18 protein-coding genes are annotated in these 17,208 nt (G+C 29.9%); 5 read left to right on the top strand and 13 right to left on the bottom strand.

Going from position 1 to position 17,208, the window contains the following annotated elements; all coding sequences use genetic code 11:
- Nucleotides 1–4: 4 nt before the first annotated feature.
- The 4 genes from CAMP5121_RS03995 to CAMP5121_RS03980 are packed head-to-tail and all read right to left on the bottom strand — an operon-like array spanning nucleotide 5 to nucleotide 3,624.
- A complete protein-coding gene (locus tag CAMP5121_RS03995; RefSeq protein WP_133319620.1) occupies nucleotides 5–496 on the bottom strand; it encodes a phosphatidylglycerophosphatase A family protein in 492 nt (163 codons plus the stop codon).
- 2 nt (nucleotides 497–498) lie between these two features.
- A complete protein-coding gene (locus CAMP5121_RS03990) occupies nucleotides 499–1,659 on the bottom strand; it encodes a sulfate adenylyltransferase (protein ID WP_337214851.1) in 1,161 nt (386 codons plus the stop codon).
- Nucleotides 1,637–2,512: a response regulator transcription factor gene (locus tag CAMP5121_RS03985; protein ID WP_039667971.1), complete on the bottom strand. Its 876-nt coding sequence runs from the start codon at nucleotides 2,510–2,512 to the stop codon at nucleotides 1,637–1,639. The genes CAMP5121_RS03990 and CAMP5121_RS03985 overlap by 23 nt, the downstream gene beginning before the upstream one ends.
- On the bottom strand, nucleotides 2,509–3,624 hold the full coding sequence (locus tag CAMP5121_RS03980) for a bifunctional 2-C-methyl-D-erythritol 4-phosphate cytidylyltransferase/2-C-methyl-D-erythritol 2,4-cyclodiphosphate synthase (RefSeq protein WP_263726339.1): 1,116 nt from the start codon (nucleotides 3,622–3,624) through the stop codon (nucleotides 2,509–2,511). Before CAMP5121_RS03980 ends, CAMP5121_RS03985 begins: the two co-directional genes overlap by 4 nt.
- A 107-nt stretch (nucleotides 3,625–3,731) precedes the next feature.
- Between CAMP5121_RS03980 and CAMP5121_RS03975 the strand changes: the two genes are divergently transcribed.
- Complete coding sequence (locus CAMP5121_RS03975) at nucleotides 3,732–4,835, top strand: Mrp/NBP35 family ATP-binding protein (RefSeq protein ID WP_087700675.1); 1,104 nt, start codon at nucleotides 3,732–3,734, stop codon at nucleotides 4,833–4,835.
- Nucleotides 4,836–4,844: 9 nt separating this feature from the next.
- Complete coding sequence (locus CAMP5121_RS03970; protein ID WP_337214850.1) at nucleotides 4,845–6,008, top strand: tetrahydrodipicolinate N-succinyltransferase N-terminal domain-containing protein; 1,164 nt, start codon at nucleotides 4,845–4,847, stop codon at nucleotides 6,006–6,008.
- A gap of 10 nt (nucleotides 6,009–6,018) precedes the next feature.
- On the opposite strand, the gene CAMP5121_RS03965 is transcribed toward CAMP5121_RS03970, so the two are convergent.
- The 4 genes from CAMP5121_RS03965 to galU all read right to left on the bottom strand — a co-directional run bounded on the left by CAMP5121_RS03965 (nucleotide 6,019) and on the right by galU (nucleotide 9,531).
- The gene (locus CAMP5121_RS03965; protein WP_337214849.1) at nucleotides 6,019–6,900 is read right to left on the bottom strand and encodes an alpha/beta fold hydrolase; all 882 of its coding nucleotides are present in this window, start codon (nucleotides 6,898–6,900) and stop codon (nucleotides 6,019–6,021) included.
- Nucleotides 6,901–6,909: 9 nt separating this feature from the next.
- Nucleotides 6,910–7,359 (bottom strand): Dps family protein, encoded by a 450-nt coding sequence (locus CAMP5121_RS03960; protein WP_039667974.1) that lies wholly within the window; start codon nucleotides 7,357–7,359, stop codon nucleotides 6,910–6,912.
- A gap of 128 nt (nucleotides 7,360–7,487) precedes the next feature.
- A complete protein-coding gene (locus CAMP5121_RS03955) occupies nucleotides 7,488–8,711 on the bottom strand; it encodes a glucose-6-phosphate isomerase (protein WP_263692529.1) in 1,224 nt (407 codons plus the stop codon).
- Complete coding sequence (galU, locus tag CAMP5121_RS03950; RefSeq protein ID WP_039667975.1) at nucleotides 8,701–9,531, bottom strand: UTP--glucose-1-phosphate uridylyltransferase GalU; 831 nt, start codon at nucleotides 9,529–9,531, stop codon at nucleotides 8,701–8,703. Before galU ends, CAMP5121_RS03955 begins: the two co-directional genes overlap by 11 nt.
- 74 nt (nucleotides 9,532–9,605) lie before the next feature.
- Here galU and CAMP5121_RS03945 point away from each other — a divergent pair, with 74 nt between their 5' ends.
- Entirely contained in the window at nucleotides 9,606–10,187 is a 582-nt protein-coding gene (locus CAMP5121_RS03945; protein ID WP_337214848.1) for an IMPACT family protein, read from the top strand.
- 19 nt (nucleotides 10,188–10,206) lie between these two features.
- Here the strand turns inward: CAMP5121_RS03945 and CAMP5121_RS03940 are convergent, their stop codons facing one another.
- From CAMP5121_RS03940 to abc-f, 3 genes are read right to left on the bottom strand one after another with little or no spacing between them, the layout of a single operon-like run.
- Entirely contained in the window at nucleotides 10,207–10,539 is a 333-nt protein-coding gene (locus CAMP5121_RS03940; protein ID WP_039617460.1) for a hypothetical protein, read from the bottom strand.
- A gap of 50 nt (nucleotides 10,540–10,589) precedes the next feature.
- Nucleotides 10,590–10,922 carry a hypothetical protein gene (locus CAMP5121_RS03935; RefSeq protein ID WP_039617462.1) on the bottom strand — a complete coding sequence of 111 codons (333 nt, stop codon included), beginning with the start codon at nucleotides 10,920–10,922 and terminating at the stop codon, nucleotides 10,590–10,592.
- Nucleotides 10,919–12,493, bottom strand: coding sequence for a ribosomal protection-like ABC-F family protein (abc-f, locus tag CAMP5121_RS03930; RefSeq protein ID WP_263692520.1), 1,575 nt, complete (start codon nucleotides 12,491–12,493; stop codon nucleotides 10,919–10,921). The genes CAMP5121_RS03935 and abc-f overlap by 4 nt, the downstream gene beginning before the upstream one ends.
- A 53-nt stretch (nucleotides 12,494–12,546) precedes the next feature.
- Here abc-f and CAMP5121_RS03925 point away from each other — a divergent pair, with 53 nt between their 5' ends.
- Entirely contained in the window at nucleotides 12,547–13,551 is a 1,005-nt protein-coding gene (locus CAMP5121_RS03925; RefSeq protein ID WP_263724686.1) for a GGDEF domain-containing protein, read from the top strand.
- Nucleotide 13,552: 1 nt separating this feature from the next.
- The gene (locus CAMP5121_RS03920; protein ID WP_337214847.1) at nucleotides 13,553–14,920 is read left to right on the top strand and encodes a phosphomannomutase/phosphoglucomutase; all 1,368 of its coding nucleotides are present in this window, start codon (nucleotides 13,553–13,555) and stop codon (nucleotides 14,918–14,920) included.
- Here the strand turns inward: CAMP5121_RS03920 and tilS are convergent.
- Both tilS and rimO read right to left on the bottom strand, forming a co-directional pair.
- Nucleotides 14,901–15,863, bottom strand: a complete 963-nt coding sequence (gene tilS, locus CAMP5121_RS03915; RefSeq protein WP_337214846.1) for a tRNA lysidine(34) synthetase TilS — start codon at nucleotides 15,861–15,863, stop codon at nucleotides 14,901–14,903. The genes CAMP5121_RS03920 and tilS overlap by 20 nt on opposite strands.
- The gene (rimO, locus tag CAMP5121_RS03910; RefSeq protein ID WP_337214845.1) at nucleotides 15,853–17,169 is read right to left on the bottom strand and encodes a 30S ribosomal protein S12 methylthiotransferase RimO; all 1,317 of its coding nucleotides are present in this window, start codon (nucleotides 17,167–17,169) and stop codon (nucleotides 15,853–15,855) included. Before rimO ends, tilS begins: the two co-directional genes overlap by 11 nt.
- Nucleotides 17,170–17,208: the final 39 nt, after the last annotated feature.

Genomic DNA, 17,208 nt, shown 5'->3' with positions numbered 1-17,208 from the left:
CGAATTAAAATATCTCCATAATACTTATATCAAACCATAAAAGATCAAATTTAAGTAAAATTCCATAAATCACAGCACTAAATAATCCTGCGAAAATTCCTGCTAAAACATCATCTAGCATTACACCCAAACCGCCTTTGGTTTTTTTGTCAATTTTACCTATGATAGAAGGTTTTGTGATATCAAAAAATCTAAATAAAACAAAAGAAAGCAAAAAAGTAAAAACGCTTTGCCCGCAAATTGCCAAAGCTAAAAACACTCCTACAACTTCATCTATTACAATATGCTTATCATCGTGTATACCTGTTTGTTTTTCGTATTGATCGATGATTTTTATAGAGATTAAAAAAAGCAAAATTGCAAGTAAGATCAAGGTTCCTATACCCAAATACCTTAAAATAAAAAAAGCAGGGATTAGCGCTGCTATTGTGCCAAAAGTTCCTGGAGCTTTATTAACACTACCTGAATAAAAAAAAGTTAAAAATAATTTTTGCATGATTACACCATATATGACATTTGATGGAGTTTTATAAGTTGCTCATAAAATTCTTTATCGCCTCTATATTCTAAAATACCATGCGTAGGGAAAAGATTGCTATAGATATTTTGTTTATTATGGAAACGATTTGGAAAAAGCTCTGATAAAATCAAAGCAGAAATTTCTCTTCTTATAAAAACTGCTGGTGGAATGATACCAAGTCTGAGTAAATTTTTTAAAGAATCGCCATGATATTTCATATGATGATGAGCTCCATGTGGGCATGATTTGGTGCTTACTATCATTTTACACTCATCACAAAATACAAATTCAGGAAGTATAGTTACTTCTATATTATAATCTTTTGCAAAATCATCAAGTACAGTAAAGGCTCTGTTTTGATTAAAATACATTCCAAGCCCTGCGTGATTTTGTCCTACAAACAGTTTATTACAATCAAAACTTTTAGCCAAAGCACACTCAAGCACCGGATTTAAATGCGAGGCAAAAATTTTGATATTATGTAAAGGTATGAGTAAAACTCTAGAAGATGGTAAATAATTTTGCGCAAAAATATCAAAGCAACGCTTTTTAAGTTTTAGGTTTAAACCATTACTTTCATAAGATTCTATAAGGAAAATAATTACTAGATCAGATTGCTCTATAGCCCATCTTAAAATTCTCTCATGTGCTCTATGAAAAGGATCAAAGCTTGAAACAATAGCAGTGATATTAGAAGGGTTTAATCTTTTTTTGATTTTTTCAAAATCTTCTTTTATAGCCTTGATACGATTGTGATAAATTTCAAATTCACCACTAATGCAAATTTCTCCAAAATCATCAATCAAGCATGTATTAGGTGTAAAAATATCATTAATGTTTTTATCGTTTTTAAATTTACTTTCTAAGATGATGTGGCCTACTATTTGATCATTACATACAAAATCTATTTTGTCTTTAACTTTGGCATTTTCTATGATTTTTTTGTTTTCATTGTGTGGAGCAAAAGTTAAGGCGTAGGGAAATTTATATCCGTTTATTGCTTCATTTTTTAAAAATTCATCTCTTTCTTGTTCGTTCATCAATTTTGTAAAAGAACCAAAAATTCCTTCTTTAATGAAACATAAAACTTCGTATTCTTCTTCTGAGATTATAATGCTATTTTTTCTTTGTAATGCCATATTTTTTCCTTTTTTCCCATAAAGATTTTCTTGAAATTCCTAATTTTTTGGATAAATCCGTATCAGGAAAGATATTTTGATAACTAATAATAATATGCTTAACATAATCATCAATGGTTAAAATTCCATTACTTTCAAAACTTTTTTCATCTTCACCTAGCTCTAAAATTTGAAAATTGCTATGCTCAATATTCGTACTTGTATGTATAATAACAGCCTTTTTTAAAGCAAGATTTAATACCTTTTCTTTTTCTAAAGGTTTTAGGGTTTGAAAATTAACCAAATAATACAAAGAATTGTCTTTGAAAATTTTATCTAAATTTTGCTGGTGTGAAAGATCTATATAAACATTTGCGATGTTGTGTTCGTTAGTATAATTAAATACAAAATGATCAGCAAAAATTTGATTATTAGTTTTTAAAATCAAAGGTAGTTTGAATTTTTTATAATCAAAAGTTGGTAGTTTTGCTGTTTCAAATTTATGTTTTAAATATGCTTGATAGGTGCTATTTAGCATGGTGATTTTTTTAAATTCTTGAAAATGCTTAATCTTGCGCATTAATTCTTCTATCATGAAAGGTTTTTGTATGTAATCACTAGCACCAGATTTTAAAGGAGCTAAAACAGTATCTGAACTTATGTAAGATATGAGTAAAATAATGATTTTATGCTTAAAAATTTCTATAATATGTTCAAAATTAGCCATACTAGTAGAAAGCAAAATGATTTCATAATCATGATGAGTCAGCTCATTAACATTTGCGATAATATCACAATCATAACCTATAGAATTAAGCTTTGATCCTATGCTTTGGGCTAAATAAAATTCATTTTCTACTATTAAAACTTTCATAATTTCATCCAATCAAAATATTTTAAATTTACACTTGCTAAAACAGCAATCCCTTCTTTCCTTCCTACAAAACCTAGATGTTCTGTAGTGGTGGCTTTGATATTGATTTTATTTGGTGTGGTTTTTAATGTTTTAGCGATATTAAAAGCAATAGCTTCTTTAAAATCTTTCATTTTAGGTGTTTGGGCTATGATGGTAATATCAGCATTTACAAGCTCAAAACCATAATTTTGCACCAAAGTATAAGCATTTTGCAATAAAAGCATAGAATCGGCGTTTTTGTACTGCATATCATTATCTGGGAAAAGTTCGCCAATATCTCCAAGCCCTGCTGCACCCAAAAGCGCATCAATTAGCGCATGAGCTAGCACATCTCCATCAGAATGAGCTTTTAAACCCATATTTTCATGCACTTTTACTCCACCCAAAAGCAAGGCTCTTTGCTCTCCAAATTCATGTACATCAAAGCCATTTCCATTAAAAATATCCCAAGATGGTTTTGGTAAATTTAAGCTTTTTAAATCTTCTTTAAAGGTAATTTTTTTAGCTAACTCATCACCTTGCACATACCAAATTTTACCACCAATAGCTTGTATAGCTGTGCTATCATCGGTGAAGTTTGAGCTTTGTTCTAAAGCTTTTTTTAGCATACTTGTGCGCGAAAGTTGAGGGGTTTGTATGAGTTTGATTTTATCTCTATCAATAGCTTCTTGAGCATAAATTGTAGTATCGCTTACTTTTAAAACAGGTGTAATACAATCAGCTTTGTCGTGATTTTCTATAATATTGTTAAAAAGATTTTTAGAAATCAAAACTCTTGCAACATCACTAACTAAAACATATTCACTCTCAACCATACTTAAAGCATTGAGTAAAGATTGTGCTCTAGTTGTACCACCTTGGACAAATTTATATTCAGGGGCAAATTTTTTCATATAAGAAATATTACCAGAAGTAACAACTATTTGTTTAAAAGGATAAAAAGAACTTAAATTTTTAGTAGCATAAAGCCATAAAGGTTGTTCGCCTAGTCGTAAAAACTGCTTTTTTACCGGAGCATTAAATCTTGATGATTCTCCCGCAGATAGCATAATCAAGGAAATATCTAACATTTGTTACACCTTAATTTCTTATTAATGTTACGATATTATACACCATAAAAGCCAAAATTTATATTTATGTTAGTAGAATTAATCATTTTAAATAACAAGGAGAAAAATTGAAGGAAAAAATTGAAGAAAGACTAAAACAAGTTATATATCCAGGTTTTAAAAAAGATATAGTTAGTTTTGGTTTTGTAAAAAAAATTGAATCAAACGAAAATCAAGCTCATATAGTAGTTGAAATCGTTTCAGCTAATGCTCAAATCGCACAAGAGCTTAGACTAAATATTGCAAATGCTTTAAAAGATTTAAATTTAGAGCTTAATTTAGAAATCATTCAACCAAAAATTCCTGAAGAAAAAAGCAATTCAAGAAGTGGTAAAAATATCGCTCCACAAATTAAAAATTTCCTTATGATTTCAAGCGGTAAAGGTGGGGTAGGTAAAAGTACTACAACTTTAAATTTAGCGATTTCTTTAGCTAAAATGGGCAAAAGAGTAGGGCTTTTAGATGCGGATATTTATGGGCCAAATATACCAAGAATGCTAGGTGAGAGTAAAAGCAAACCTGAAATTGTAGGTCAAAAAATTCGTCCTATTTTATCTCATGGGGTTTATATGATGAGTATGGGTGTGCTAATAGAAGAAGGTAAAGGTTTGATGTGGCGTGGTTCTATGATTATGAAAGCAATTGAGCAACTTTTGGCTGATGTGCTTTGGCCTGAACTTGATGTATTATTACTTGATATGCCTCCAGGAACTGGTGATGCACAAATTACCCTAGCTCAAAGTGTGCCAGTGAGTGCAGGTGTGTGTGTAAGTACTCCTCAAGTAGTGTCTTTAGATGATAGCAAAAGAGCGCTTGATATGTTTGAAAAATTACACATTCCTGTTGCAGGTATTATAGAAAATATGAGTGGCTTTTTATGTCCTGATAATGGCAAAGAATATGATATCTTTGGTAAAGGCACCACAGAAGAAATGGCAAAAGCTTATAAATGTGAAGTTTTAGCTCAAATTCCTATCGAAATGAGTGTAAGAGAAGGTGGAGATAGTGGTAAGCCTGTAAGTTTTTATATGCCTGAGAGTGTAAGTTCAAAAAGATATTTGCAAGCTGCTGAAAAAATTTGGGAATTTATAGAAAAGGTTAATCAAGAAGGTAAAGTAGATAATTCAGCTATTCAACCTATAATGAATGGCAAAAGTGCGTGCTCGCAATAAGGAGAAAATATGCCAATAGAAAGTAAAGAAGAATTTTTAAATTTAATCAAGCAAATCGAACAAAGGATTAATTATAAAAAACCTAAAGCTTTTGCTATAGCAAGGCTTGATCTAAGTCAAGTTGATCCTAGTAAAAAACTTCAAGCCAATTTTGGTGTGATTAATTTTGAGCAAAATTATGCTGCTGCAGCTGTTATGTTTGAAGCTTTTTTTAGAAGAGGTGTTGATGTTGACTTTAACGAAAGTGAGTTTGTGGCTACTTTGATTAAAGAAGATTTGGATTTTGCACTTGAATGTTTTGCGCCATTTTTGCAAGAGCAAGGCCATAAAAATATAGAAGCAATCAAAGCAGCAAAGGAAAATTTTAGAGAAAATGCTTTTTCTTTTGTTTGTATTTTTGAAGATGAGGCACCAAAAAGTTTAGAAAGTGTGTATTTAAAACTTTACTTGCTTTCCAATAAAAAAGTACCTTTAAGAAGTTTAAATTTAACAGGCGCTTTTGGGATTTTACCAAATGTTGCATGGAGTGACAATAAGCCTATTGATTTGGACTTTTTAAGAGAAAATGAGATTGATTTAAAAATGAGTGGAAGGTATCCAAGGATTGATTATGTAGATAAATTTCCAAGATTTTTAGCTCATGTTATTCCTGAGGATAATACTAGAATTTTAGAAAGTTCTAAAGTGAGAATGGGGGCGGTTTTAGCTGCAGGTACTACTATAATGCCAGGGGCTGCTTATGTGAATTTTAATGCAGGTACAACTGGAGCTTGTATGGTAGAAGGACGTATTAGTTCTTCAGCTGTTGTGGGTGAAGGTAGCGATGTAGGAGGCGGTGCTTCTATACTTGGTGTTTTAAGTGGTACAAGTGGTAATGCTATTAGCATCGGTAAAGCTTGTCTTTTGGGTGCAAATTCGGTTACTGGAATTCCTTTAGGGGATAATTGTATCGTTGATGCGGGTATTGCTGTTTTAGAAGGGACTAAATTTGCTTTAAAAAATAAAGAAGAACTTCAAAAAATCAACCCTAATTTTAAATTTGATAAAGATATATATAAAGGTTTAGAATTAGCAGGATTAAATGGCTTACATTTTAGACAAGATTCTCAAAGTGGAGTGATGATAGCAGCTTTTAATAAAAAGGCTGTAAAACTTAATGAAGACTTACATTAATTCTTAGCCCTTATGGGTTAAGAATTTTAAATAATTCATGCAGTTTATAAATACACACGCTAGGATGATGTTTAATGCTTCCTGTGTGTAGTAAAATCTCCTTGCTATCTTTCTTATAAAGCTTTTGCACAAAATTAAAATTCCACCATTTGTAAGTTTTGAAATTTAAATTATGGGTGGTATTTATATGAAAATTTATATAAGAAAGATTTTGAAAGTTTTGGTTTAAACCAGGTGCTTGAAAGGCATAGACTTCTTTTACCGCGCTAGGAAAGGTTCTTGCAAAAGCTTGAGCTAGATATCCTCCTAAAGAATGTCCTATAATGATGAGCTTTTTATCAATGGTGTATTTTTGTTTAAGTTGATTGTAAAAATACTGCATGGATTGAATCTGGCCTTTTGGAGTTTTGTTAAGTAAAATCAAAAAATCACTATAAAGATCTTTAAAATCAAAACACAAAGGATTTAAATCACTCCCTGCAAAGGCTAAAATATAGTTTTTTCTTTTTTTATCATAAATAAAACTAGCCCTAAAACCCATTTTAGATTGAGGGTGTGTTTCGTTGATGTGTTCAAGTATTTCATAATTTTTTACAAATTTTAAAGCTAAAAATGCATTGTTTAAACCACCTACGGGGATTTTTTCTTTTTTATAAAAAGGATTAGTTAAAGCTTTTATAATGGCTTTGTGTTTTTGCAAGCCTTCTTTTTTTAAGCTTTGATTTAAATATGCATTAGCACAATAAGCTACCAAACTATAATCATATAATTTTTGCAATAAATCGATATTTTTTTCAAAATGAGTATGAAGTTTTAATAAGAGTAGTTTTTCTTGGGAAGTTAAATTTGTTTTTTGACTTAAAGCAATAAAGCTTTGTAAGTCAAAAAACATTATAAATTCTTACATAGAGCAAGTATTTTGGATAGTTGAATTAAGCATCCAAAGAACTTTTTCATATTTTGCAATATTTTCTTGAGCAAATGCTGCTGTTGTAGTATCACTTGCTTTTTCAGCTTCTTCATTTAACTTTTTAAATTCAGCCAAAAGATACTTATAATCTTCTCTAATAAGCTCTAAAACTTCTACTGGAGTAAAACAATCTTTTTGAGCCTTAGGTGCTTTTGCATTTTCTAGTAATGTTTTTGAACAAACGATAGCTTTTTCTCCTAGTTGTAAAGCTCTCTCAGCACAATCATCAAAAAGTTCTGCCATTTCTTCATAAGCTTTTTCTGTATATTCATGAATTGAGAAAAACTGTAAACCTTTTACATTCCAGTGATAATTATGAAATTTAATCCATAAACTATGAGCATCCGCTTGTAATTGTAATAATTGTTTTGTTACTGACATGTTATCTCCTTTTTTATTTTTAAAATTATAACATAAAATTCTTAAATAATAATAATTATTATCTAATAAATTTTAATGTTAGTAATTATTATATTTTCATTATACTCTTTTTTTACAATAATGCAAATTTATTTACTTAACATATTTTTAAGTATTAATTTTCCTACCTCTACGCCAGGTTGATCATAAGTATTAATTCCAAGCATAATGCCACATGCAGAAGTAAATAACTCATAATAATACATCAAATACCCACAATGATAAGCATCTAATTTTTCAAGTTCTATGACATCAACACTTAAATTTTCAGCAATTAATGCATGCATGGTTGCATCGCATTGCGCGTTTAAAAGATCATGCAAATTAACTTCATTAGTAAAATCACAATTTTGTAAATGATTAAAGCTTATATTTGGGATACTAGGAGATTTTTGACTATCTTTGATTTTTAAAAAAGTAACAGTTTTATCTTTGGGCCCATCCATGATAAGTTGTAAAAAGCTATGCTGATCTCTAGCGCCAATTAAAGCAATAGGAGTTAAACCTATGCGTTTAAAGCCTTGTTTTTTACCTAGACTTTCAGCAATTAGTTGAATATACCATTCATTAAAACCTTTAAAAGCATCTCCATAAGAAAAAAGCACATTAATATGTGCACTTTTATGCGTGCAATAATGATAAGCTTTTTGTAAAATTTGATCACATTTTTTCTCAAAAAAATCCACATAACAAGCTTTTGCACCTTCTAATAAGGCTTTAGTATCATACCCACAAAAGCTCAAAGGAACAATACCAATAGCAGATAAAACACTAAATCTACCACCGACATTTTTAGGTATAAAAAAGCATTTTATGTTTAATTCTTCACCTAGTTTGTGAAGTTTTGACTCAAAATCAGTAATAAACACAAAGTTTTCATGCAAATTTTCATTTTTAAAATCAAAATGAGCAATGATGAGTTTAAATAAAGAAATCACTTCTATAGTTGTACCTGATTTACTTGCTATGATGAAAAGTGTTTTTTGGGGATTTATTTTTTGCATAGTTTGGGTAAAAGTATGTGAGGAGGTATTATCAATAATAAAAAGTTTTTTTTCTTCTACTTGATCAAATAAAAGCTCTTTTAAAGCTTTAACCCCACAACTTGATCCACCCATGCCCACTAAAACGATATTTTCTATATGTGTTTTAGTAGCGATAAATTCTTTACTTTCTTTGATTAAATCAAAGCTCGTATCTACTAAGTGATAATACCCTATATCGCCACTTTCTAGCTCATCATTCATTCTATTTGCATAAGCGGTGATTTTTTTAAAATCTTGGGTTTTAAAAAATAAAGTATTATTTAGCATTTTTACTTTTCTCATAAAAATAATTTGTCGCTTCCACAAAGCCTTCTACGCTTCCACAATCAAATCTTTTTCCTTTAAATTTATAAGCTAAAACCATATTATTAGTTGCTTGTGAAAGTAAGGCATCAGTTAGTTGAATTTCTCCATTTTTACCTGCTTTGGTATTTTCTAAAATGCCAAAAATATCAGGTGTTAGAATGTATCTTCCTATGATAGCTAAGTTACTTGGAGCATCTTTTGGATCAGGTTTTTCTACCATAGAATTTACCATGATTAAATCCTCTTCCACAGCATTTCCAGCTATAACCCCATAGTTTGAGACTTGATCAGCTTCAACTTCCATCACAGCTATAACAGAGCAGCGGTATTTTTCATAAATTTTTACCATTTGAGCTAGGACATTTACCCCATCTTCATTTACGCATAAATCATCTGCTAAAATTACCCCAAAAGCTTCATCTTGCACTAAAGGTTTTGCTTTTAAAACCGCATCTCCTAAGCCTTTCATTTCATTTTGTCTTGTAAAAGTAAAGGTACAACGATCTATGAGTGTTCTTATTTCACTTAAAAGATATTCTTTTTTAGTGCCTGCAATTTGGTGTTCAAGTTCATAAGAAATATCAAAATAATCTTCCAAAGCTCTTTTTCCACGCCCTGTAACAAAGCCCATAGTTTCCATACCAGCTTCTAAAGCTTCATCCACACCATAGTGAATTAAAGGTTTTGTCAAAATTGGTAGCATTTCTTTAGGTAGGGTTTTTGTAGCTGGTAAAAATCTAGTACCATAACCTGCTGCAGGAAAAATACAAGTTTGAAGCATAGTTTATCCTTAAATTTTTATAAGTTGTTTTGATTATAATTTTATTTAAATATTATAGCTAAATTAAGGAAAATATGAAAACCATTGATCAAATTTATCAAGCAAAAATAGAAATCAAAAAATCAACTTTTTTGTCTTTTTTATGTCCTTTTGAAGATTTTCAAACTTTAATACAAAAGCTAAGAAATGAGCATTTAAAAGCCGTGCATTTTGTATATGCTTATCGGTATTTAAATGAATTTGATCAAATTATAGAAGATAAAAGCGATGATGGTGAGCCAAAAGGAACTTCTGCAATGCCTTGTTTGAATGTCTTAAGAGGAGCTTTGCTTGTTAATTGCGCGGTGATTGTGGTGCGTTATTTTGGAGGGATTAAACTTGGTACAGGTGGTCTTGTAAGAGCTTATAGTGAAGCCGCAAATGAAGCTATTTTAAATGCAACGCTTTTAGAATTTGAAGCTAAAAATATTTTAATTTTAAACATTCCTTTTCATCTTTATGCAAGATTTGAGCATTTTTTAAATAAAAATAACATTTCATTTGAAAAAAAATTTCAAGAAAATGTTGAACTGGTTTTAAGTGTTAATGTAAAAGAAGAGGAGGAATTTAAAAAATTTGCAAAAGAGTTTGAATTTAGCGGACTTGTTTGGAAGTAAGCGTTTGCTTACTTCATTTTTATAAAGAACTTAAAAGATCTTTTACCATATCTTTTTGTGGTTCTTGTTTTTCTTCTATATTAGCTTGCATAGGAGTTTCGTTTTGTCCTCTAAAACGATAATTATAAATATTTGACATATTTGAGCTAAAAATTCCTGTGCTAAATTGATCTTGACTCATAGCTTTTGAAAAAAGCTCATCAAGTTTTATACTTTGCTCGTTTAAATTTTCACTATTGTTTTGACTAAGTAAAGACATAAAGTCTTCATTAGCTCCTTGAGTGCTTTTGTAAGCACTACTTTGACCATATCCATACTCTTTAACCGATAAATTATCATGGTTAACTTGCATGCTTTCTCCTTTCAAAATATTACAAGGAAAAAACAAGCAAAAATCATTCCTTAATCGCCATGAGTTGGGTAGTATTCAGCTTCTATTTCATTGTTTTTAATAAACTCTTCTCTGGCTTTATTGCAGCGCTCATCCCTTAGTTTTCTATAAGCATTTCTACTTTCTAATTCTTGAGAAGTTAAAGGGCGATCTTCTAAAAATGAAATGTGAAAATAAGTATCATCTTCTTTGCTGAATTTTTCATAAAATTCAACATAGTCAAAATAATCTTTTTCGCTTTGAAAATCAATACTTTCTTCTACATAAATAGTTGGGCCAAAACCCCTGTGATTTTGAGTAAAATGTCCAAAACCAGCTGCATATTTTATTTTAAACGAATTCATTCTAAACCTCCTAAAAATTCATCATAACTTCCTTTAAAGTCTGTTAGTTTTCCATCTTCTAAAAACCATATACGATTAGCAAAAGCGCTAATTAGCTCTCTATCGTGGCTTATGCATATCACACAACCTTTGAAATTATACAAGGCTTCACCTAATGCAATGATACTTTCAAGATCTAAATGATTATCCGGTTCATCTAAAAGCAAGAAATTTCCGCGTTCTAACATTAACTTTGAAAGCATTAAGCGGTGTTTTTCACCTCCACTTAAACTAGAAGCCATTTTTTCTTGATCACTTCCACTAAAAAGCATTCTACCAAGACATTTGCGAATTTCATCCAAATCTTTGAATTTTTCACTCATTAGCCATTCATAAAGTTTCAAATCTTCATTAATTAAATTCGTTGTATCTTGTGAAAAATATCCCATTTCTATGGTAGCACCAAGGTGAATATGACCACTATCAGGTTCTAATTTTGATGCGATGATTTTAGCTAAAGTGCTTTTTCCAACACCATTTGCACCGATTAGGGCTATTTTATCACCTTTTTCTAATTTTAATTCTAAATTTTCAAATAAAGTTTTATCATAAGCTTTGCTAACACCTTTTAATTCTAAAACTTCATTTCCTATTTCTCTATTTGTTCTAAAAACTATGCTAGGATCACGCCTGCTTGAAGTTTTAATCTCTTCAAGTTCAAGTTTTTCTAAAGCTTTAGCCCTGCTTGTAGCTTGTTTGGCTTTTGAGGCATTAGCGCTAAAACGACGTATGAAATTTTCTAATTCTTCTCTTTCTTTTAAGGTTTTATCACGTTTGAGTTCAGCTTGTTTAGCAAGTAAGGTTGAAGCCATGTACCAATCATCATAATTTCCAGCAAAATCACGTATTTGTTTAAAATCCACATCTAAAATTCTTGTACAAACTTTATTTAGAAAATGTCTATCATGGCTAATTACTACTAAAGTTCCCTCATGTCTTAAAAGCTCATTTTCAAGCCAAGAAATAGCTTCTAAGTCAAGGTTGTTTGTAGGCTCATCTAAAAACAACACATCAGCACCTAAAAACAATACTTGTGCTAATAAAACTTTAAATTTATCCGCACTTTGCAAAGTGCTCATGAGAGCATTAAAATCTTTTATATTTAAAGAACTAAGAATTTTTTCACATCTAAGCTCACAATCATAGTTTGGATCTTCTTCTGCTGTTATGATTTCAAGCTCGCTTAATCTATCGTTGATTTCATCGGTAAATTCTTCACTCATATAAAGTTTTTCTTTTTCTTTTAGTGCATCATATAATCTTTTATTTGCACACATTACCGCATCTTTGATAGTGTAGTTTTCAAAAGCAAATTGATCTTGTCCTAACACTGCGATTTTTAAATTTGGATCTATACAAATTTCTCCACTGCTTGATTCTATTTCGCCTGAGAGAATTTTTAAAAAGGTTGATTTTCCTGCGCCATTTGCACCTATAAGTCCATATCTTTCACCACGGTTTAATTTTAAATTTACATCTTCAAATAAAAGTTGATTTGCAAAACGCATAGTGAGATTTTTTACTTCTACCATTAATATCCTTAAAATATTTTTGCTATAATTTTAACAAAAAAAGGTTTATTATTTTGGATTTTTCGTATTTATTGTTAAAAACATTACCTAGTATGACTTTGGTTTTTAATATCTTAGCTTTATTTTTAGCTTATTTTTTTAAGCAAAATAAGATTTTTTTCTTACTTTTGTTGATTTTATGTGCTAGGGCTTTATCTTTAGTAGCAAGTGAGTATCAAGCGCATTTGTTTATCTCGGTATTTTTACCTTTTTCTTTTGTGCTTTTTGTATTTTTGCAAGATAGCAAGCTTGTGTTTGAAAGAATTAATCTCATTAAATTTGCGTATTTAGCCTTTATGGGTTTTGTAGCGTTAATACTTAGCACAAGTACTAATTTTAATGCAAGCATTACAAGTGAGATTTTTGGTCTTTCAACGCAATTTTTTAAACCTATTAGTGAGTTAAGTTTTTGTGTGTTTTGGGCAGGAATGATATTTTTATTATTTTCGTATTTTAAAAATAATGATTTTCATTTTTTGCTAGCTTATATGGGCTTGAATGTGCAGTTTTTATTTTACAATAGTGTTGATTTGGGTTATTATGAATTTGCTTCTTTGGTGTTGATAGGATTTTTAGCGTATAAAGCTTATAAAATAGCCTTTTTTGATACTTTAACCAATTTGCCAAATTTAAAAGCTTTAAGAAGATATGCTCAAGGGCTTGAAAATTTTCATTTAGCCTTGATTGAAGTAAAAAATATTAATGAAATTTATCATCAAAAAGGCTCAAAAATGGGCGAGTTTATAATGCATGAGTTTGCTAGGATTTTAAAAAAAGCTTTGCACGCTAGGGTTTTTAAAGATGATAAGGATTATTTTATTATTGTATTTGAAAATGAAAATATAGCCTTTGTGCAAAGCAAACTTCAAATGCTTGAAAATTTTATGCAAAAATATAGTTTTGAATTGAAAGAGCAAAATGCAAAATTAGAAATTAGACTTTGTTTATCAAACAAAAATGAAAACATAGAAGAAAGTTTAAAACAAGCAAAATTAGAACTTAGAAAACAAAAGGATTAAAATGTTAGATTTGATTTTTAGAGAGTATGACATAAGAGGGCTTTACCCAAGTGAGTTAAATGAAAAAAGTGTAAAAGCCATAGGCTATGCCTTGGGTTTAGAAATGAAATCAAGAGGTTGTGAGAAAGTAAGCGTAGGCTATGATGCAAGATATAGTGCAAATGAACTTTTTAACTATTTAATCAGCGGTTTAAATAAAGCTAATATGCAAGTTTTCAATATAGGTTTAGCACCAACTCCTATGGGATATTTTAGCTTGTTTTTTGATGAAATTTTTGATGCAAATATCATGATAACAGGTTCGCATAATCCAAAAGAATACAATGGCTTTAAAATCACGATTAACAAAGAAAGTTTTTTTGGTGCTGATTTGAAAAAACTTTCTTTAAAAGTGCAAGAGTATTTAGAACTTGAAATCAATGATGATTTAAGATGTGAAAATTATGATGTTAAAAGCTTATATATAGACTTTTTAGCTAAACATTTTTCACATCTTAAGGGCTATAAAGAAAAAATTATTATTGATTGTGCAAATGGAGCTACTGGAGTGATTATAAAGCCTTTGGTGGAAAAATTAAATCTTAATGCGCAAATTTTATTTGAAAATCCTGATGGAAATTTCCCAAATCATGCACCTGATCCAACAGAGCTTGAAAATTTACACGCATTACAAGTTGCGTTAAAAGAAGATGAAAATGCAAAAATGGGCTTTGCTTTTGATGGAGATGGAGATCGTTTAGTAGTCGCAAGTAAAGATTATGTATTTAAGGGTGATGAGCTTTGCTATTTATTTGCTAAAAATATAAAAAATCCTAGAGTTTTAGGTGAAGTAAAATGTTCTAAAAATCTTTTCGATGAGGTGGCTAAATTTGGTTTTATCATGATGGGTAAGACTGGACATTCTAACATTAAAAAAATGATGAAAGAGCAAAATATCGACATAGCAGCAGAGCTTAGTGGGCATATTTTCTTTAAAGATAGATATTTTGGTTATGATGATGGAATTTATGCATTTTTAAGAACCTTAGAGCTTTTAGTAAATGGTTTTGATATAGAAAAATTAGTTAAAGAATTACCAAAACTTTATGCAAGTGAAGAGATTAAGCTTAAGGTTAGTGAGGAAAATAAATTTCAAATTATAGAAAAATTTAAAGAAAAAGTAAAAGCAAACGCTTTTGAAAATGTGCTTGATTGCAATGAAATTGACGGAGTTAGAATTACCTTTAAAGAAGGCTGGGCGCTTTTGCGTGCTTCTAATACAAGCCCATATCTTATCATGCGCACCGAAGCTACAAGTGCTAAATTTAAAGACTTTTTAGAAGCAAGAGTAAAAGAACTTTTTGAAGAAATCATAAAAGAGCTTGCATAAGCTCTTTTACATCAATATTTTTTGTGTATAAATATGCTCTTAAGAGTTTAGGGATTTTTGCTTTTCTATAAATTTCTTTAAATTCTTTTGGCATTTTCTCACAACTTACAAAAGGAAAAATTAAAACTTTTTCTTGCATATAAACAATGCCTATTTTATGTGAAATCACTCCATCGCCTTTTAATGCTTCTTGTCTTTGTTTGGCGCTTAAAAGCACTCCAAGCTTTTTAAAACATTTTGCGATTAAACTTTCATCTTTATGAGTGATGTAAATATTTTTAAATTCACAAATATTTTCTTCTTTTAAGTCTTTTTCTAGGTATTTAAAGCTTTTTTTTACTCCATTTGGATAAAGCTTTAAAAACTCATTAGCAAAATTTTTGCGTATGAAATTTCTAAAATATTTTTCATCATCATTACTCTCATCATGAAAATAAGTGATATTGTTTTCTTTTAGGTAGTTTGAAATTTCTTCTTTTGGAATTTCAAGCAAGGGTCTTATGATGGTAAAATATTTTCTTTTTTCAATATCTTTAAAACCAAGTAATTCTCTAAGCCCTGCACCTTTAGAAAATTGCATTAAAAACCATTCTAGTTTATCATTTAAATGATGAGCTAGTAAAAGATTATCATAAGAGTGATTTTTGCAAAGCTCTTCAAAAAACTCATAACGCAAAGCTCTTGCGCAAGCTTCGAAATTCTTTGTTATTTTGGGTGTAGTTTTGATATAAATTTTTTTATGAAAACGCTTGGCTAATTCTTTAGTACTTTGTTCTTCTTTATCACTATTTTTGCGAGTTTTGTAGTTTATAAAAGCAAGATCAAAATCTATATTTTTTTCTAAAAGCATGAAAAATAAAGCACTAGAATCACTCCCATGAGAAAACGCTAAAAGATTTCTCCCTTGCTTTAAATGATTTAAATATTTGTTATCAATCATCAAGCTTTCTTAAAGCTTTTGCAATGAGTTTTTTATCTAAGCTCTGTGTGATTTCACACTCATAAAGCTCACCCATTTCTAAATCGCCACAATCACTTTCATTGATGAGAATTTCTCCATCTATATCTCTATCCCAACGCAAATCTTTTGCACCGATGAAAAATTCTCCTTCAGAGCTTTGACCTTCACAAAATGCTAAGATTTTTTTACCAATTTGTTGATTAAAGCTTTTTTCTATGCATTCATCAACAATTTTTTCTATTACTTTTAATCTTGCATTGATGATTTTACTAGGAATTTGTTCCATGTCAAAAGCTGCAGTATCTTCTTCTTTAGAATAAGCAAAAACACTAATTCTATCAAAACCAAATTCTTTTATAAAAGCGCATAATTCTTCAAAATCCTCATCGCTCTCTCCTGGGTGACCCACGATAAAACCTGTGCGTAAAAATGAATTTGGAGCTTGTTTCATTAAATTTAAAAGCTCGATTAATTTAGCTTTATTAGCTCCGCGTTTCATGATTTTAAGCATATTATCGCTGATGTGTTGTAAAGGCATATCAAAATAATTTACAAAAACTTTTGATTGAATGATTTTTCCTATCACTTCTTTACTAATGCTTGTTGGATATAGATATAAAATTCTAGCAGCCTTTACACCTTGGATATTTTCTATAGCCTCAATAAGCTTTAAAAGTCCATCTTTTTGACCTTGATCAAATAAATACGAACTTGTATCTTGAGCGATAAAAGAAAAGTCTTTATAGCCTTTTTTAACAAGTTCTTTTACTTCATTTATAATACTTTCTAAGCTTCTTGATTTAAGCTTGCCTTTAAAGCTTGGTATGGCGCAAAATGAACATTTTTGATTACATCCTTCAGCTATTTTGATAAAAGCATGATAGTTTGATCCTGTGATCACACGATTTGTATTTTTATCTTGCAAGTAAGTAGAATTTGAAAAAAGATTAGTTTTTTTAAGTATCATTTCATCAATTTTTTCATAATCTCCCACACCGGTAAAAAGATCAACTTCAGGTAGTTCTTTCATTAATTCCTCGCGGTAGCGTTGCATTAAACATCCTGTTACAACTAACAATGAATCTTTTTTTCTTTGCTCGTGTAAGTCTAAAATCGCATTTATGCTTTCTTTTTTAGCACTATCTATAAAGCCACAGGTATTTACAATCAAAACATCAGCTATGCTTGGCTCATTGCAAATTTCATAATCACTTAATCTTCCAAGCATGATTTCACTATCAACTAAATTTTTATTACAACCTAAAGACATTAAAAAAAGTTTTGGCATATTTCTCACTTTAAATGTTTTATTTTTTTGCTAAAATTA

The sequence above is a fragment of the Campylobacter sp. 2352 PW genome, from assembly GCF_024723575.1.
Lineage (GTDB): Bacteria > Campylobacterota > Campylobacteria > Campylobacterales > Campylobacteraceae > Campylobacter_D.
Note: the sequence above shows the minus strand (reverse complement) of the source record. Positions and strands in the feature narration are given on the sequence as shown.

Coding starts and splice junctions, on each gene's coding strand:
- CAMP5121_RS03995 (WP_133319620.1), bottom strand. CDS start 496: ATGCAAAAATTATTTTTAACTTTTTTTTATTCAGGTAGTGTTAATAAA.
- CAMP5121_RS03990 (WP_337214851.1), bottom strand. CDS start 1,659: ATGGCATTACAAAGAAAAAATAGCATTATAATCTCAGAAGAAGAATAC.
- CAMP5121_RS03985 (WP_039667971.1), bottom strand. CDS start 2,512: ATGAAAGTTTTAATAGTAGAAAATGAATTTTATTTAGCCCAAAGCATA.
- CAMP5121_RS03980 (WP_263726339.1), bottom strand. CDS start 3,624: ATGTTAGATATTTCCTTGATTATGCTATCTGCGGGAGAATCATCAAGA.
- CAMP5121_RS03970 (WP_337214850.1), top strand. CDS start 4,845: ATGCCAATAGAAAGTAAAGAAGAATTTTTAAATTTAATCAAGCAAATC.
- CAMP5121_RS03965 (WP_337214849.1), bottom strand. CDS start 6,900: ATGTTTTTTGACTTACAAAGCTTTATTGCTTTAAGTCAAAAAACAAAT.
- CAMP5121_RS03960 (WP_039667974.1), bottom strand. CDS start 7,359: ATGTCAGTAACAAAACAATTATTACAATTACAAGCGGATGCTCATAGT.
- CAMP5121_RS03955 (WP_263692529.1), bottom strand. CDS start 8,711: ATGCTAAATAATACTTTATTTTTTAAAACCCAAGATTTTAAAAAAATC.
- galU (WP_039667975.1), bottom strand. CDS start 9,531: ATGCTTCAAACTTGTATTTTTCCTGCAGCAGGTTATGGTACTAGATTT.
- CAMP5121_RS03945 (WP_337214848.1), top strand. CDS start 9,606: ATGAAAACCATTGATCAAATTTATCAAGCAAAAATAGAAATCAAAAAA.
- CAMP5121_RS03940 (WP_039617460.1), bottom strand. CDS start 10,539: ATGCAAGTTAACCATGATAATTTATCGGTTAAAGAGTATGGATATGGT.
- CAMP5121_RS03935 (WP_039617462.1), bottom strand. CDS start 10,922: ATGAATTCGTTTAAAATAAAATATGCAGCTGGTTTTGGACATTTTACT.
- abc-f (WP_263692520.1), bottom strand. CDS start 12,493: ATGGTAGAAGTAAAAAATCTCACTATGCGTTTTGCAAATCAACTTTTA.
- CAMP5121_RS03920 (WP_337214847.1), top strand. CDS start 13,553: ATGTTAGATTTGATTTTTAGAGAGTATGACATAAGAGGGCTTTACCCA.
- rimO (WP_337214845.1), bottom strand. CDS start 17,169: ATGCCAAAACTTTTTTTAATGTCTTTAGGTTGTAATAAAAATTTAGTT.